The 17,028-nt window shown below is 45.7% G+C and carries 6 protein-coding genes; 3 read left to right on the top strand and 3 right to left on the bottom strand.

What is annotated here, in order from left to right:
* Positions 1–129: 129 nt before the first annotated feature.
* Together OCU87_RS11495 and OCU87_RS11490 are read left to right on the top strand one after the other, a co-directional pair.
* Entirely contained in the window at positions 130–9,255 is a 9,126-nt protein-coding gene (locus OCU87_RS11495; protein WP_261857192.1) for a retention module-containing protein, read from the top strand.
* A 172-nt stretch (positions 9,256–9,427) separates the two neighbouring features.
* On the top strand, positions 9,428–10,309 hold the full coding sequence (locus tag OCU87_RS11490) for a LysR family transcriptional regulator (RefSeq protein ID WP_261857191.1): 882 nt from the start codon (positions 9,428–9,430) through the stop codon (positions 10,307–10,309).
* A 217-nt stretch (positions 10,310–10,526) separates the two neighbouring features.
* Here OCU87_RS11490 and yccS read toward each other — a convergent pair whose 3' ends face one another.
* On the bottom strand, positions 10,527–12,716 hold the full coding sequence (yccS, locus tag OCU87_RS11485; protein ID WP_261857190.1) for a YccS family putative transporter: 2,190 nt from the start codon (positions 12,714–12,716) through the stop codon (positions 10,527–10,529).
* Between the two features lie 317 nt (positions 12,717–13,033).
* On the opposite strand from yccS, the gene helD reads away from it, so the two are divergent.
* A complete protein-coding gene (gene helD / locus OCU87_RS11480; RefSeq protein ID WP_261857189.1) occupies positions 13,034–15,124 on the top strand; it encodes a DNA helicase IV in 2,091 nt (696 codons plus the stop codon).
* 95 nt (positions 15,125–15,219) lie between these two features.
* On the opposite strand, the gene OCU87_RS11475 is transcribed toward helD, so the two are convergent.
* Together OCU87_RS11475 and torT are read right to left on the bottom strand one after the other, a co-directional pair.
* Positions 15,220–15,678 carry a methylglyoxal synthase gene (locus OCU87_RS11475; RefSeq protein WP_062690790.1) on the bottom strand — a complete coding sequence of 153 codons (459 nt, stop codon included), beginning with the start codon at positions 15,676–15,678 and terminating at the stop codon, positions 15,220–15,222.
* A 211-nt stretch (positions 15,679–15,889) separates the two neighbouring features.
* The gene (gene torT, locus OCU87_RS11470; protein WP_261857188.1) at positions 15,890–16,984 is read right to left on the bottom strand and encodes a TMAO reductase system periplasmic protein TorT; all 1,095 of its coding nucleotides are present in this window, start codon (positions 16,982–16,984) and stop codon (positions 15,890–15,892) included.
* Between the last annotated feature and the right edge of the window lie 44 nt (positions 16,985–17,028).

The following is a 17,028-nucleotide window of genomic DNA, read 5'->3' as shown; positions in this document are numbered from 1 at the left end:
GATTGGGTTTGTTAGATTTTGGTGCAGCCGATTCTTATTTATGATTCTCATATCTGTTTTAAGATAAATTCAAATACTCGTACATACTTAATAGTTATAGGTCGGTGATCATGTTGCGGGGCTGGTGCGATGTATCAAGTTAATGTGGGGAAAGCTGCAGTAGTTGAAAGCGTCGACGGAACGGCCTTTTTACTGATGAGTAACGACAATGCAGTCCCGCTTGAACCCGGTATGGTGCTTAAGGTAGGCCAAGTTATTATTACGGGTGAAGGTACCCAAGTGGTGGTTTTTATTAACGGTGATCTTGTTACTGTTGATGCCAGTTGTGCCGCCTGTTTAGACCCCAACACCTCCTCTGAATCAATGAACAGTGCGCTTATTCAGCAAAGTACTCAAGCGGTTTCTCAGCCCCCATTGATTGCATTTACTTCTCCTGATGATGCGCAAGATATTGATATTGCAGCGATTCAAGCTGCTATTTTAGCAGGGCAAGATCCCACCACTATTTTAGATGCACCTGCCGCAGGTAACGATGCTGGTTCAGCCAATGATGGCTTTGTTGCTATTGATTACAACTACCTTTCAACCTTGGCAACGGCAGGTTACGACACAGCTTTTCAGCGTTTTCCAAACCAAGATGATGATGACGAAAGGCCGTTTATTTTAGCCGCTGGTGGTCAATCGGTTTCTATTGTTCTGACGGAAGGGGATTTGCAGCCTTTAACTTATCCTGTCGATGCGCAGCAAAGTGTGCTCATTCAATCTGGATCTTTGCCCTTAGAAGCAAGCAGCGTGGTATTTGAAGCCGCATCAGTGGCTCAAATTCTCAGTGCCTTGTCTCAAAGCGTGACGGCTAATGGGCAAAGTGTCAGTTTTGTTTACAATCTTGCCGATAATGAAATTGTAGGCACCAGCAGTGAGGGCGTGGTCGTTGTGTTTGGTTTAAGCGCCCAAACCTCAGGGACTGATTTAGCCGTTACCTTAACGGTTGAGCAGCGTTTACCTATAGACCATATAGCGGCGAATAACGGGTTAGTTTCAGTGGATGGTGAGCAGCTGACTGTTCCATTTTCCATTCAGGCCTTTGATGGTGGTGGCAATGCCATGTTGGCGCCTGTCACTATGAATGCCGTGCTGAATGATGGTAATTTTCCTGCGTTAGCCACTGATCCTGGGGTTGAATTACAAGAGAAAAATGAACCGCAAACAATCAATGGTCAGGTTCCCCTTGATGTAGGGAGTGACTTTATTGAAAGGGTTGATTTTGCAGCAGAACAGCCGACGTTAGTTGGGTTAACCAGTAATGGTTTTGTCACCCAGTTTTCAGTGGCTGGCGATACTATTCTAGTAACACGTGCCGACGACCCTAGCATTGAAGTATTACAAATCGTCATCACCACGACAGGGGCCTATAGTGTGACCTTGTCGCAACCGTTTGACCAAGACCCTATCACAGATGTGACGGTATTGGCCCTTGGTGTAACGGTGACAGACAAAGATGGTGATACCAGTAATGTTGAGAATGTGAATATTAAAATTCTCGATGGTGCCGATCCTGATGGCGGTAATAAAGGGCGTATACAGGTTGTTGAGGGTGATCTTGATAGCACGGTGACGGTAGAGCAATACCCAGAGTCAAACAGTGACAGTTTTGTGATTAAAGCGGGGGTTGATCGCATGGTGCCCGAATCACTGATTCTGGACCCCGCGTTTGAACAAACACTGATACAAGAACTCAATTCGCTGACGAGCAGCCAACAAGCCATCACCTTTAGTACAAGCCAAACGACGGCAGGGGAAATAACCCTGACGGGACGATTAGCTTCGGGTGAAGAAGTGCTGAGTGTGGTTATTACTCCCACTCAAGATGGTCAGAATATTCTGATATCGAATACGGTGATCCAACGATTACCACTGGATCACCTGAGCCAATCTCAAACACTACTCACTGTCACCGACCAACAACTCGAATTTAAAATACCGCTTCAAGCGCAAAACAGTGATGGTGATTTTTTAGGGCAACCTGCGGTATTAACCGTTGCCTCGACGGATGGCGAAGCTCCTGCCTTTGTTGAAGATCAAGGCAGTGCAATCACAGAAGTCGGCACGATTGATGATGGTCAAATTGAGATAAACTTGGGCAGTGATGTGATGCAGTCAGTCTCATTTTTATCATCTCAACCAAGTGTTGAAAATCTCACTAGTCATGGTTTTGCGACTGATTTTAGCGTTAGCGCGAATGTGCTGACGGTATTTTTGGCTTCAGATCCGAGCCAAACGGTATTAACGGTAACGTTAGCAACCGACGGTAGTTACACCTTGGTGCAAAGCCAAGCGTTAGACCAAATCAATGCTGAAGATAGCACCGAGCTTGTGTTAGGAATGACAGGGCAAGATAGCGATAACGATGGCACTGTGCCAAATGGCGAGCTGATTATTACCATTAATGATGGCATTGACCCCAGCGGCGCCTTTACTACCCTAGCTAACGCGGATTTACGAGAAGGCAGTTTATCCACTCCGACTGGACAAGCTGACGGTTATCCCGCCTCTGATACTGCGAGTTTTACTTTTGCAGCAGGCATTGATCGCTTAGACCCAAGCAGCATCACGATAGACCCCGCGCAACTTGCAAGCTTAATTGCAGAGTTAACAGCGGATGTCTTATCTGCGGGGCAAGCACTTAGTTACAGTTTTGATGCTACAACCAACACCTTAACAGGGGAGCTTGCAGGGCAAACGCTACTGGTTATTACGTTCAGTGCTGTCAATGTTTCAGGTTCTAGTTCAGGTGTAAATGCTGGCGCAGAAGACGTTATGGTTAATTTGACACTGACGCAGAATGCACCGCTGGATCATAATATTAATGGCAATAGCCAAGGCTTAGTGCAAGTCAGTGGCGCGCAAATAGCAATAAACCTGCCGCTGCAAATGCAAGATACCGATGGAGATGATTTAACCACCACTGCGCTGGTCGAATTGGTGCTGCGTGATGGTGATAATCCCATCATCAATTCTCCTGAACCAGCGGCAGTGCTAGAAAGTGATATTGATGGTAATGCGGACAATCATCAGGGGTCGAATCCGTCGGGAACAGGCAATATTGATGCATCACTTTTTACCGTAACTACGGGCAGTGATGAAGTGGTGACCTTTGTTATCAATACTGCCTCTTTTAATCAGCGAAATCCCACTTTGACCAGTGACGGTGCTTTGATTGAGCTGCAAGATGTGGGTAGCGGCGTATATCAAGGTGTGGTGGCTGGCGCTGGGCAAGGTGGCGCGGATAAAGTTGTCTTTGAGTATGTTTTGCAACCGACGGGAAGCTATACATTTACTTTACTGGGCGCCTTGGATCATAGCGTTCAAGGTGCTGATACCTTGGTTGTTTTATTGCCTATTCAAGCGCAAGACCAAGACGGTGATTTAAGTGAGGTTGTAAACCTTGCCGTGGTGGTAACAGATGATGTCGCTAACGGTCGTGATATTAGCTTTTCGATGACTGAAGGGGATGGCGCTACTAATCGCGTTAACTTGTTACCAGCCGCCCGTGAAGGGGCTGATGATGCAACGGTCACTTCTATTTTTGACCAAGGCCAAGAAGTATTCTTAACCGGAACTGGCTTTAATAGCATCCCTATTCATGATGATCGCGGCGTCTTACTGGGTCAGCTTCGTATTCGGGAAAATGGTCGGGTTGAATTTATTGTTGAACCCAATATTGACCATGATAGTGCCACCTTAACGCATCAAATCCCTTACAAAGTGACGGATGGTGATGGGGATATTGCATTAAGCACTATCATGTTAAATATTGATGACCAAAGCCCGATCATTATCATTGATATTGCAACGGTTGAAACACAGGAAGATGTTGGTCGTGTGCCAGACCCTGATGAAACAATTATCGATCCACCCGCTGGAACACCTGTATTTATGCAGGTCAGTATAGGAGATGCTGATCGTGGCGAGCGCATTGGAGAGGTGTTAATTCAAGTTCCCACGACTGAAAATGGTGACTTTTATCATGATGGTGTGAAGTTAGATAAAACACCTGACGGCCAGTTTTATATTGTACCTGTGTCAGCGTTTACTACGACCGATGGCATAGTTTATGAGATGAACAATGTCAGCTTTCTACCAACGGCTGACTTCTCAACCATTAATGGCAATTTGAATTTTGCGGTTCAAGTAACGGTCGATACTGATGATGTGCCGCACCCACCTATTCCCGCGACGTTTACTGTCACTGTGTTAGGTTTGGCTGATATTCCAACGTGGGATCTCGAGCAAACGCAATTGCATTACACAGGGCGTGAAGATGAAGCCAATATCGCGCTGCAATTAACCGCTGATTTAAATGATACCGATGGTTCAGAGACGCTCTTTTATATTATTGAAATTCAACCAGACAGTAACGGAACAATAAACGGTACTTTGGTGGGTAATGGATTAGCCAGTGTTGGAGCCAATCAATGGCGAATTGCCGCCGCGAATATTGATTCGGTGCAGGTTAACCCAAACGATAACTATAGTGGTGATATTCGACTAACAGCCGTCGCGCAAAGTGAAGAGATCGCAGTGTTCGATGTACAAAATGCGGATTCAGTGGCGATTGAATTAGTGGTGAATGTGTTACCTGTCGCGGATAACGCAGTGCTTAAAGTGACGCGAATAGAATCTGACGAAGATGTTCGTATTGCATTGGGCAACTTCATCACTTTATCAGATACAGATGATACCGATGGTTCGGAAGCGCGATTTATTCTGGTGTCGGGGTTACCTGTTGCCAGTAAGGTATTTATCGATGATGTAGAGCAAACCCCAGATGGCGATGGTAAATATGAAGTGCCCTTTGATCAACTCAGCCAACTGACTTTTCAATCGACACCAGAAAGTAACCTTGATTTTGCATTGACTATTGAAGGTAAAGTTGTTGATACCGCGGTGATTACGGATGCCGCGGGCGATCCCCAAACCGTCCAAGATGTGTTTATTACTCCAGCGGCGCAGCTTGAAGTGGCGTTAACAGGCGTTGCCGATGTACCTGATTTTGTGGTGGCTGATGACCCTGATGGTAGCCTCGACCCGGGTGATTGGCAGAAATTACCCACAGAGTTGGGGGTCGAAACCTTAATTTTAGAAGATGGCACCGCGACCCTGAATTTCGATATTGTCTCGGGAGAAGACGCGTTAAAACAATCGAGTGATAATTCAGAAACTGTAACTCTCGTTATTTCCAATATTCCTGCTGGTGTGCAGATATTTGACGCGACAGGTAATCCGCAAACTCTCACCTTTGTCGGTAATGACGCGAGTGGTCATCCGATGTACGAGGTGAATTTATCATCATTGCAGAGTATTAGCGTTGTTCCGCCATTGCACAGCACCGCGGATATCGAACTTAAAGCAACCTTGGTAACAACAGAAGATGATGGTGATCAGTTAACATCGGAAGGCACGATTAAAATCAATATTGCGCCAGTGATAGATGCCGTGGATTTTACTAAAACCACCTCAAACGGTGCGCTTGAAGATACCACAATCAATATTGATTGGCAGCCAACGGCGGATGAAGGCTTTATTGATAATCAGGAAGAGATTGTTGGCTTCAGTATTGATGCTATCCCGAGTGATTACACCTTGTTGATAGATGGTTTGGTGTTAGTACCACAAGCTGGTGGCGAGATTGTGCTGACGTCGGCACAAATTAGCACGCTACAATCAGGCGGTCAGCTACAGCTGCAAGCGCCACAAGATTCAGATCGCGATTTAACGCTCACAACCCGTTTAGTCATAGAGCAAACCGATCTTGATGGTGAGCCGACAGCCACCAAAGAGATCATCGGTAGTTTAGTGGTCGATATTCGTGCGGTTGTTGAGCCTGATGGCGTATTACAAGTTGAAGATAGTACAGGTACTGCGGTCAGCAGTTTGCAAAGTAGCGACCAAGGCGTCATTGATTTAAGTAACGGTGCTAACTCGCAAGGTCAGCTCAATTTTGTTGAAAACGACGCCCCCACACCGCAAGATTCTAGCGATGAAATCGTGCGAAAAGTGGTGATCAGTTTCCCCACAACGGACAGCAATGGTGACCCGTTACCTGAAGGTTTTGTGGTGGTGGGTGGCTTCCATGATGGGGAAGGGAATTGGGTTGTGCCAGAAAGCCAGCTCAATAACATTCAGATTGTTGCCCCGAGTGGCTATACAGGCACATTTGATTTAACCATTAGCGGCCAAGTGCAAGACCAAGGGGACAGTAACGCTGCAACAGGTATACCTGAAGGTGATACCAGCTCACGGGTACGATTTGATGATGTGCTTACCTTAGACTTCTCGCCGAACACTTCGGTAAATACTAATCAAGCGGGCACAATTGTAGTTAACAATGGCGTGATTACGGGTGATGAAGATCGCACCGTTGATCTGGGTGTTCAGCTTGGCAATATTGTGTCGGTTGCCGTTGATGGTAATCAAACTAACGATGTTTTCTCCTTGGTTATTCAAGCTAGTGATCTACCAAGTGGTGTCACTATTGGTGGCACTGAATTTGACTTTGTTAATGGTGAGTTCGTTATTCAGGTGCCGGTTGATCCAGCAACAGGGGAAGTCATATTAACAAGCGTGACATTAACTTTAGCGGAAGATTTTGCCGGTGATTTTGATTTCCCTGTGCGCTTGGTAACGACCGATATCACCAGCGGGGATGTGAATACTGAGAGCCTAACCTTGCAAGTACGCGTCGCCCCCATTGTTGATGTGCCGAATGAAGGTAACCCCGAATTTGATATTAATGTGGTGCAAACCGCTGGACTAGATGCTGGTAAGCAACCTATTAGTGAGACAGGGAACCCTGAAGTTATTTTAACGGATGGCGCCTACGAAGATGGCATTATCACGCTAGCGTTAGCGGCCACCTTGGCGGATATAAGCACCAGCCTAGATGAAGGCTTGGAAAGCGTTGAGCAAGCGACACTGTCGGTAGATGCAGCCCTCGGGGCATTTTTGGTGACCAATCCTGATGGCACTGTAACTCCGACCCAATCGATCACTGTCAGTAGCAGTGAGTTGGATGCCATTCAGTTCCAACCCTTTGAAGACTACAGTGGCCCTGTCAGTGTCTCCGTTGATGCTGTTGTCATTGATAATGTGACTTATGACTTAACGACGCCAGCAACAGCTTCTGATTCTGGCAATGTCATAACCAGTATTCAGTTTGATGTGATCCCCGTAAATGATGACGTTCAATTTAGCGGCACAGACCAAGTTATTGTTGGTGAAGAAGAGCAAGCGGGCGGCATATCCTTGGGCGCAGTGGCTTTTCAGCTTGATGATATTGATGGCTCTGAATCTATGGTGTCTGTGCTCATAACCAATGTGCCAGATGGTTTCTTGATTGGTTCTCCTGCCCGTAATTTAGGCGATGGCGAATGGAAGGTGACGGTTCCCGCCAATAGTACTCGCTTTGATTTATCGGGGATTAATCTGATCCCGCCGAAAGATTTTAGTGGTGATGTCGAACTGGGGATCACGGTTTTTACCAAAGAAAATTTATTAAGTGAGGTTGCCGAGAAAAGCACAACCGTGAACCTGACTGTCACGCCAATTGGGGATCGAGTCGACAGCGATATCACTACAGTTTATCAAGGAACAGAGAGCGCCAGCATTACCCTTGAGCTCAATGTAGAAGCGCGAGACAAGCAAGACAGTGTCAATCCGCCAGTGAGTAATGTCACAGAGAATCCACCAGAGTCGCTATTGGTGACCATATCGAATGTGCCTGATTCCAGTACCTTTGAAGTACCGACCAACGGAACGGCGGTCAACCTTGGCGGTGGTGTATGGCAATTTGAAATTGCGTCGACGCAGCTCGATAGTTTGGTGTTTAACCCAGTGAATGCCAACGGAGAGATAGTACTGGCGGTCAATATTCGCGGCGTTGATAACGGCGTTGCAGCGGAAGATAGCTTGGCAACCAATCAAACTCTAACCCTGAATCTGACGGCTGAAAACGATGCGCCCATTAATGTCGTACCCACAGGACCGTTGTCAGCTGACGAAGATCTTCCCCTGACCATCTCAAACATTGTTATCACCGACGTGGATGCTCGGGAGAATAATGGTGACATAGCCGTGGCATTGAATGTGAACAATGGCTTGCTCACCCTACTCGATACCACTGACATTATTGTCACAGGGCAGGGTACGGGAGCACTGCAGATTACAGGGCAAATTGATGCTATTAATACTGCGCTTGCTGTGGGCTTAAGCTACCAAGGTAATCCAGATTTTCATGGCAATGACACGCTGACGGTATTCACCAACGACAACGGAAATACAGGGACTTCAGGACCACTGACAGACACCAAAACGGTTGATATTACCGTCCAACCTAAACCCGATATTCCGACACTCACATTAAATCGTCCACAAACAGCAACGATAACCGCGGCGACTGCCACCTTGATCCCGCTGCTAGGCTTAATGGCCGCCGTGGCGAATCCTGTTTCTGATGAACTCACTATTGTGGTGAGTGGCTTAAACGGCGGTGTGCTGGTGGACAGCAATGGTGATCCACTAGGAACAACGATTGATGCGAACAGTACACGATTAACGCCCGCAGAACTGACAGAACTGCATATTAGTGGCCTCAGTGCCGGGGCAACAGCGCTGTCAGTGCAGGCACAATCAAGCGTTGGTGGAGAGGCTGAAGTCTCGGTGAATACAATTGAACTCAATATCACGGTGGAAGCCAGTGATGATTTAGCGGTAGGGGCGACAGCGTCACCCGATGGAAACGTGGTGATAGGTGGCGACGATCCTGAAACGCTAACGGGAGGCAGTGGTAGCGATATTTTAGAGGCCGCTGGTGGTAACGATATCCTGATTGGTGGTTTGGGCGATGATATTTTAACGGGCGGCAGTGGTGATGATTTATTTTTGTGGCGCAGCGAAGATATTGCCGCGCATACCGACGAGGTCACTGATTTTGAATTGAATAGTGATCAACTTGATATCTCTCAGATCTTGGATGATCAAAATAGTGATGGTTTAGGGTTAGATGATCTACTGGCAAGTATTACCGCGAGTGGTGATAACAGCGCACTCAGCCTAGATGTGAATACCAGTGGTGGCGGTACGCAGGTGATTAACCTTTCAAGTGTTGGTTTATCAGACTTAGGGCTTGCAAGTGGAGCAACAAGTGAAGACATCATTACTCAGTTGTTTAATCAACAAGCATTCAAATTAGATTAATACCAATGCGGGTAAATGACTATCGATTGAGATTGGTCTTCTTGTTCAGCAGGTTAGCGAAATCTTTCGTGTTAGTTTTTTGTCAAAAACATCTGTAGAGGCGTACTAATCTTAATGAGTACGTTACCATGAATATCCATGGTGAATATTTGAGCATTTATAGGGTAACTTGATGAATCTTGAGCAACTTAGTGCATTTGTAGCTGCAGCCGATACAGGTTCATTTAGTGCTGCGGGGCGACTTGTTAAAAAAACGCCAGCCGCGATCAGCCAGCTTATTGCCAATTTAGAGATCGATTTTAACTTATCACTTTTCGATCGTACGGGCCGCTATCCATCACTGACCAGTGAAGGTTTGTCTTTATATGATTACGCTAAGCGTATTGTTGATCTCAGTGCCGATATGGAACGCAAGGTAGCAAGTTACCACAAGCAACAAGAAGACCTAGTGACAATAGGGATTGAAGGCTGTATCAGTCATTTTGTAATTCCTAATCTATTAACTTCTTTTAGTAAGCACTTTCCCGAGGTGAGGTTGAAAGTTACGAATTTAGATTCCAACTTACTTCGCCGTGCCGTAAGCGAAGGCTCAATTGATATTGGGATTGGCTTTTGGGATATGAAAGAAAACCTTGATTACCAAAGTTACACTCTCAAGCCGATTGATACCACAGTTGTGGTTTCGCCTAAACATGCTTTAGCAGGGAAAAGAGTGACCTTTGATGAGTTATGTCATCAACGCCAATTACTCTTACCTGTTAACCGCTCTTATGATTCGGCTATTTTGAGTGTTAATCGCTGGGAAATGGATAATCTACCTGATTTGGTCGCAGGGGTTGAAGCTGGAATGGGGTGGTCTGCCTTACCCTATATTTGTGTCCAAGATGCGATTAAAAATGGGACGCTGGTTGAGTTAAGAGACGTTGATTTTGGTCGTAGCACTGAAGCTATCTATATTGAAATGATGAGCTCAAAGATGACACCGCCAGGTCCTGCAACATGTTGGCTGAAAGACACAATCAGTGAGATGAGCCTGAACGCTGAGAACGAGTAACCGACTTCCTATATCCGCTCATCGCTTTTCATCAGCCACGCCCAAGTTGTTCCTTGGGCATGGCTTCAGCGCTGTCTCTGTATCGATATTATCTAGGTATTGCCTCTGCTTTGCTTAGACACTAGCTCAGACATTAGCTTAGCTAGTGTTTAGCCACTGTTTAAACATCGTAACGCTTGGTGTTTATTCAGAACCGTCACTGCTAGCGTTTAAAGTGTTAAGCCGTAGCTTCTGTCTTCTGGCTTTCCTTGGTTGTACGCGCCGCTAATTTGTTGGCGAGCGAATGCAGTTCAGGCAGCATACGATGGATTAAGTGTAATTGCTGTAACACCATGCGTGCAGAGGTACAGTCTTCATCACGCCACTGTGCTAAACGTTGCTCTAACTCATTGTCGCAGTCTGGTGCTGAAGCACAAACGTTGCCTGCCAGTTGGGTAGATAAGCAATCTAGCTGAGAGTGAATATAACGGTGAGCTTGTGCCACTAGCTGGTGGGTATATTCTTCATCTAAACGGGTTCTATGCGCACCTAATGCCGAAATGTAGCTCAACATGGCATGGTTTAGCGTTAAGAAGCGGAAACACTCATCGGTTGCCATGCGGTAACGTCCGGGTTCTGCCAGCATATTACTGATAGCAGTGCTGAGTTGTGCATCGGTATTGTGAGCATCGCGTCGAGACACACGGTACTGCAAACTGTCTTTTTTACCGATTCGATACTGACCGATGATCTGACCTAGATAATCGCGATTAGCGGTGATCGCCGACGACATGACATTATGTAGTCGATTCGCTTGCCAGTCGGGTAGAATATAACTCACCGCTAATACCGCCAGTAAACAGCCAAGTAAAGTATCCCCCAAGCGAGGCAGAATTACCGCATAGCCTTCACCCAGTTGGTTGAAACAAAAGAGCACCAGTAGTGTGATAAAGGTTGTCGCTAAACCGTAACGAACGGTACGAAATGCAAAGAAAAGCACGCCAGCCAGTACCATGAGTACCAGTTGTCCTTCTTGTCCTGGGAATAAATAGAGCAGTGGAATACCAATGAGCAAGCCCGCTAACGTCCCCGCAACCCGCTGAACCAGTTTTTGGCGGGTGGCACTGTAATTGGGTTGGCAAACAAATAGCGTGGTTAACAAGATCCAGTAACCACGTTCTAGATCTAACGCTTGAATACAGCCATAACCAACTACCAGTGCGATAGCCATCCGCAAGGCATGACGAAATAATATCGAGTCTGGTGTAAATTGACCGATAAAACGCTGCCACAACTCTTTCATGCTGCGCGCTTCGGTGTCAGCCAATTCAATATCATCACCTGTTTGAGCCACATCAGGGTTACTGACATTTGAGAGCTGGCGCTCAACCGTCGCAAGGTTGTTAAACAGGTATTCCAGTTGGCTCAGAAATACTCGCCACTCAGGATTTTTCTGCGCTTTAAGATAATTCAATGACTCTTGCAGTTCGTCCAAAGCACGTACGCTTTCCGCGCCATGTCGATACTGTTTTCCCATGGATAAAGCTTGCGATATTTCACGACAGGCATTGGCTTGCGATGTAAGTAAGCGTTGGAAGCGAAACAGTACGTCACTGCGATGAAACGCCGCAGCGAGATCTTGGTAGCGATAATGGGATGAGCTGGCACGTTCGTGAATGTCTTGCGCTAAAAAGTAGATTTTTAAGAATTTATCGCCCGTTTGGTTTGGTTGTCCTCGACGTGCACGGTGAAGCAGTGTGGCTTTGGCATTATTTAAAGCTGTAACAACACGGGCATTTTTACTGGCTGCTTCAAGGCGCAGTGGCTGAGGTACCATGTCTAAGACTGGCTCAAAGAGCTTACTTTTACTGTCTAAGTAGTGTGCGAATTCATTGAATACGCCTGATAAACTTTGTTGTACGGGCTGATTAGGCCACAGTAATTGCCATGTCAGCGACAGCATGCCGTACCAACTTGCACCAGCAATCAGTAACGCAGGTTGATACCAAAGGTTTGGGCTGTTTTCAGCGCCGAGCATGGTGTATACCGCTAATAACAGCGAAGCAAACGCAATGCTGGCGTAACGTGCCCCCATCGCCCCTAGCATGATGAAGCCAAAGGTTGAAATAAATAAACCAATCGCGAATAGCCAAGGTGTGTCGAACAATAGTTCGATAGACAGCGAGGCAATCAAGAAACACACCAGCGTCATGCTTTGCGCTTTAATCCGTCCGCGAAGATTATCATCGGTTTCAGCCAAGGCTGACGCGATAATACCTAACACCAAAGGCGTTACAGCCGTATTAGCTTCCCAATACCAACAGGGTAGTGCTACACCAACCAGTGCAATCAATACACGAATGCTGTAGTTAATACGGTCGTTGGCCCAATAGCGGCCTAATGTTAGTTTGAAGCGGCTGTTCTGCATGGTTTTGATGAGTTCTTATTCGTAATGAAGAAAGGTTACACAACAATTCATTGTGCCGATCATGTTTAGCGCAATAAAGAGGGCAAATATATCAAATATAGGGGCTTTTTGCTTTTTTTCAGCATAAAAACCGCATGAAAAATGCAAGTATTTGATGGTCGAGATGAGGTATTTAGTCAATTTTAGGTCAGAAGGCTATGGTGAAGTCTGAGTTCTTGGTAATCTCTAGTTCCGTTATATACCCAACAGCTAGTATTAAATACTGGATGTGAAATTTCACGCCGTGCGTGTAATGACTCAGTGTTTCAGAGGACAGGATGAGATTAAGTGCCAACTGGTTTGCCCAATGGTTAGTACAAGGCGACTTTTACAGTATCGAATTGCAAGAAAATAGCCTAATTCTTGATAGTCAAACTGAAACCGAAGTAATCCTATTCGATGAATGGGATGGGGCGATTTCTGTGCATCGTGGCGTGATGTGGGGCTCTCTCGAATTAACATCAGCGGATCAGCAATATTGCTGGACCATACATGGTTTGCCTTGGCGTCATTGTAAAGTATTCGCGAATTACCTGCTGGGTGCTTACCGTCAGTGGGCACATAATCGCGTTGATAAATTAGATGCTGCAATTCCCCAAATGATGACCCAAATTCAGTCTTTCACGAAACAGAAAGGCTATTTACGCCGCTCAGATCATGTTGCGTTACATAATGCTTTGAACAAGCAGTTAGCGGAGACAGAGCTAACGTCTGAACTGGCGATGGCATTTCGTCCACATGCACTTGAAACTATCGCGCCTTGGTTAGACGATAACCAAGAGTGGGTGGTGCAAACTAACAGCGAATGGCTTGAATCGGAATCTGAAAAGTGGGCATCATGGTTCGATCAATTTGAATCCTCCCCGTTAAATCCCTCGCAACGCGAAGCTGTACTGATTAATCAAGATCATAACCTTGTTCTTGCTGGGGCCGGCACGGGGAAAACCAGTGTGTTGGTGGCGCGTGCTGGCTATTTAATTGCCGATCAGCAAGCGCACCCTGAAGATATTTTGATGCTGGCATTTGGCCGTAAAGCCGCAGATGAAATGCGTGAACGCCTAAGTACCAAAGTGAATAATGCCATCAAGGTTGCGACATTTCACAGCTTAGGTACGCAAATCATTCAAGCTGTGGAAGGTGAGCGTCCCAATCTTTCTCCCTTAGCATTGGATGACAAAGCACGCGCAGCATGGATTGGCGCAATGCTAAAAAGCCAGTGGCAAAATGCCGCATCAAGTAAGCGTTGGCAAAAGCACCTAACACAGTGGCGTATTCCCGGCTTTAAAGCTGATAATTCATTAGAGCAACAGGCGAGCAATGAGCAGCTTATCGCTTGGGTATGGCGACATATTGAGTTACTCGGCCAACGTAGTGGTGTGAAGAAAGCCGAATTAATCGAGACGATTGAGCAAAGTGATAAAGAAGCCTCTCATGGCAGAATGAAATCAGAGCTGGCACTGCTTTGGCCATGTTTTCGGGCCTATGAACAGCATTTGAAGACCAATAAAGAAATCGATTTTAATACCATGATCCAGCTGGCAACTGAATATGTGGCAGATGGAAAGTTTGTACCACATTGGAAGTTTATCATGGTAGATGAATACCAAGATATTTCACCGCACCGTTTAGCGTTAATTGAAGCCTTGTGTAAAAGCGATGTGAAAGGTGCAGGTAACGCGACTTTGTTTGCTGTCGGTGATGATTGGCAGGCCATTTACCGTTTTGCGGGTGCAGATGTGAACCTGACAACGGGCTTTGAAGAACGTTTTGGTGATTGCCACATTACGCAGTTAGAAACGACGTATCGCTTTAACAGTATGATTGGTGAAGTCGCGAATACGTTTATTCAGCAAAACCCAGAGCAAGTGACTAAGTCGCTCACCAGTTTTAAAAAGCAAAAGCGCAAAGCGGTGACCTTGTTATGCCAAGATTTGCTAGAACAGGAATTGGTACAGTTGGCCAGCCAGCATGAAAAGCCAGTTTCTGTTTTATTGCTCGGTCGTAATAATAATCAACGTCCTGAACACTTGAGTCGTTGGCAAGAAAAATGGCCACAACTGAATATTCAATTTATGACCTGTCATGCCAGCAAAGGGCGAGAAGCTGATTACGTGTTTATTATTGATGTGAATAAGGGCATATTCCCCGCGCCAGATCGTGAGACGGGTTTAGCGGCTAGTTTGCAAGCGCGTAATGAAGCTTTTAGTGATGCAGAAGAACGCCGTTTGTTTTATGTGGCGTTAACGCGTGCGAAAAAACATGTGTGGGTCTGTGCGGATCAAGACAAAGTATCGCCGTTTGTACAAGAATTGATAGATGACAGTTATTCGGTGCTGAATAAAATTAAGCGCACTAAAAAAGCAAGTTAGTGCATTAGCAATACAGACAAGATAAAAGCCTTCTCATTGCATCAGCAAGAGAAGGCTTTTGGGTATTTACTCTTTATGATTAACCGCTGAAGGGGTTAACCCACACGCTCAGCAAGGTAAGCGGCATAATCAGGAATTTCAATTTCCACTTCATTATCAAGTAGTGGTGAAGTGATCAGGAAGTTGGCACTGGCACGATTAGTCGCAACAGGTACGTTCCAAACGCCTGCAATACGTAATAATGCTTTGACATCAGGATCGTGTGGTACGGCATTTAATGGGTCCCAGAAGAAAATCATTAGATCAATTTGCCCTTCTGAAATCATGGCGCCTAATTGTTGATCGCCACCCATAGGGCCGCTGATCATACATTTTACCTCTAGCTCGACTTCCTTTGAAATCATGTAGCCTGTGGTGCCAGTTGCAAACAAATTATGCTCACAAAGTTTATCTTTGTGCTCTGTAGCCCAACGCAATAAGTGTTTTTTGTAGTTATCGTGAGCGACCAAAGCGATGTTCTTGCGACGTTGCATAGTGCGTGTTGTTATTTGCATAAATGCACCTAGTTCCTTTCTGTGACGGAATCATTTCACCTATTATTGTTATCTGTTAGGTATGAACGATTACTTCTCTAGCCAATTGTTGATATATCTAATGATATAGCAGGGTATTAATACCAGAGCGTCCTCTCTTCCTACAAGGCAAATACTCAAGAATCATGAACTTGTAATATATTTTTGTCGATTAGGATGAGCATGAATGAGATCACCGTTTAATTTGGTGATCTGACACATGAAATACAGGGCGAAACTCTGCAGGTGATAACGAATTGGTAATCGTATCCTCAGGCAGGTGATTGGGAGTTAATGCTTCAATTTTAGGTGCAAGGTCAATATTACTTGGTTTACCTTCTAAATAACGTACTGCTTGGTCGACAGAGAGTTTTGCTTGTTGCGCCATTTTATCCGTTGGTGAAAATAGAATCTTTTCACGCAGCAGCCCACGGTATACGCCATGGCTGAGATAGGTTGATACAATCTTAATCTTGTCGGTTTTATTGTTGGTACGTAATTCACTGATGGCGACTTCGGCTGCCACGGCGCCGCCAACGATATAATCAATGTCAGCGTGGTTATCAAAAAGCTGCTGGATCAGATCGCGTTGAAGCTCTTTACTGTTATCTGCCCATAATGTCGTTACCACCTCGATGTCTGAGCCAAAAACAGCATCGTTAAAACCGTCGGAAACAGGTTTAGTACCGCCGCGACGTTTTGGCCCTGGTAACCAAGCAACTTTAACTTTGCCACTGCCTTTTGGGTGGCGTTTTGCTAAAAAGTCACCGGTTTGTTTACCCATGTAATACCAATCAACCCCCACACGTGCCTTGATTGTTTTACGGATATTAGGGTCGTTAAAATCAAGGTCGTTAGTCATGGCAAATACCGGAATATCACCCGTCAGGCCAGATAGAATACCGTTATATGCATCGCGATCGACCGTGCCTAAAATAATGGCATCGGCTTGCCATTTTTTGCAGGCAGTTAGCTGGCTTTGTTGTTTTTGTAATTGTGGGTATCCACCGGCCTCAAAAACATTGAGTTCAATACCTAACTGTTTGGCTTGCTGAACCATGCCATAGTTAATCGACAGCCAGTAAGAATCTTTAAGATGAGGGTAAACCGCACATATTTTCCACGGTTTTAGCGCGCGAGTCAGTGGCTGGTAGTCGATAGCAACACTAATGGCATCAGGTGAAAATGGTGGTGTATGACTAAGCACTTCACGCGCATAAACGGTTTTTACCCCCAAAGAGAAGGAAATAAACAGAAACAATAGGGATATTAACGGTATTTTTCGCATGGTAGATAGCATCTAGGCCTAAATCACTGGCAAAATAGTATATC

The organism is Photobacterium sanguinicancri (assembly GCF_024346675.1).
In the GTDB taxonomy this organism is placed as follows: Bacteria; Pseudomonadota; Gammaproteobacteria; order Enterobacterales; family Vibrionaceae; genus Photobacterium; species Photobacterium sanguinicancri.
The sequence above is the reverse complement of the archived record's forward strand: the minus strand, read 5'-3'. Positions and strand labels throughout refer to the sequence as shown.

Excerpts from the sequence above, each read along its gene's own strand:
- OCU87_RS11495 (WP_261857192.1), top strand. The coding sequence starts at position 130 with ATGTATCAAGTTAATGTGGGGAAAGCTGCAGTAGTTGAAAGCGTCGAC.
- OCU87_RS11490 (WP_261857191.1), top strand. The coding sequence starts at position 9,428 with ATGAATCTTGAGCAACTTAGTGCATTTGTAGCTGCAGCCGATACAGGT.
- yccS (WP_261857190.1), bottom strand. The coding sequence starts at position 12,716 with ATGCAGAACAGCCGCTTCAAACTAACATTAGGCCGCTATTGGGCCAAC.
- helD (WP_261857189.1), top strand. The coding sequence starts at position 13,034 with ATGAGATTAAGTGCCAACTGGTTTGCCCAATGGTTAGTACAAGGCGAC.
- OCU87_RS11475 (WP_062690790.1), bottom strand. The coding sequence starts at position 15,678 with ATGCAAATAACAACACGCACTATGCAACGTCGCAAGAACATCGCTTTG.
- torT (WP_261857188.1), bottom strand. The coding sequence starts at position 16,984 with ATGCGAAAAATACCGTTAATATCCCTATTGTTTCTGTTTATTTCCTTC.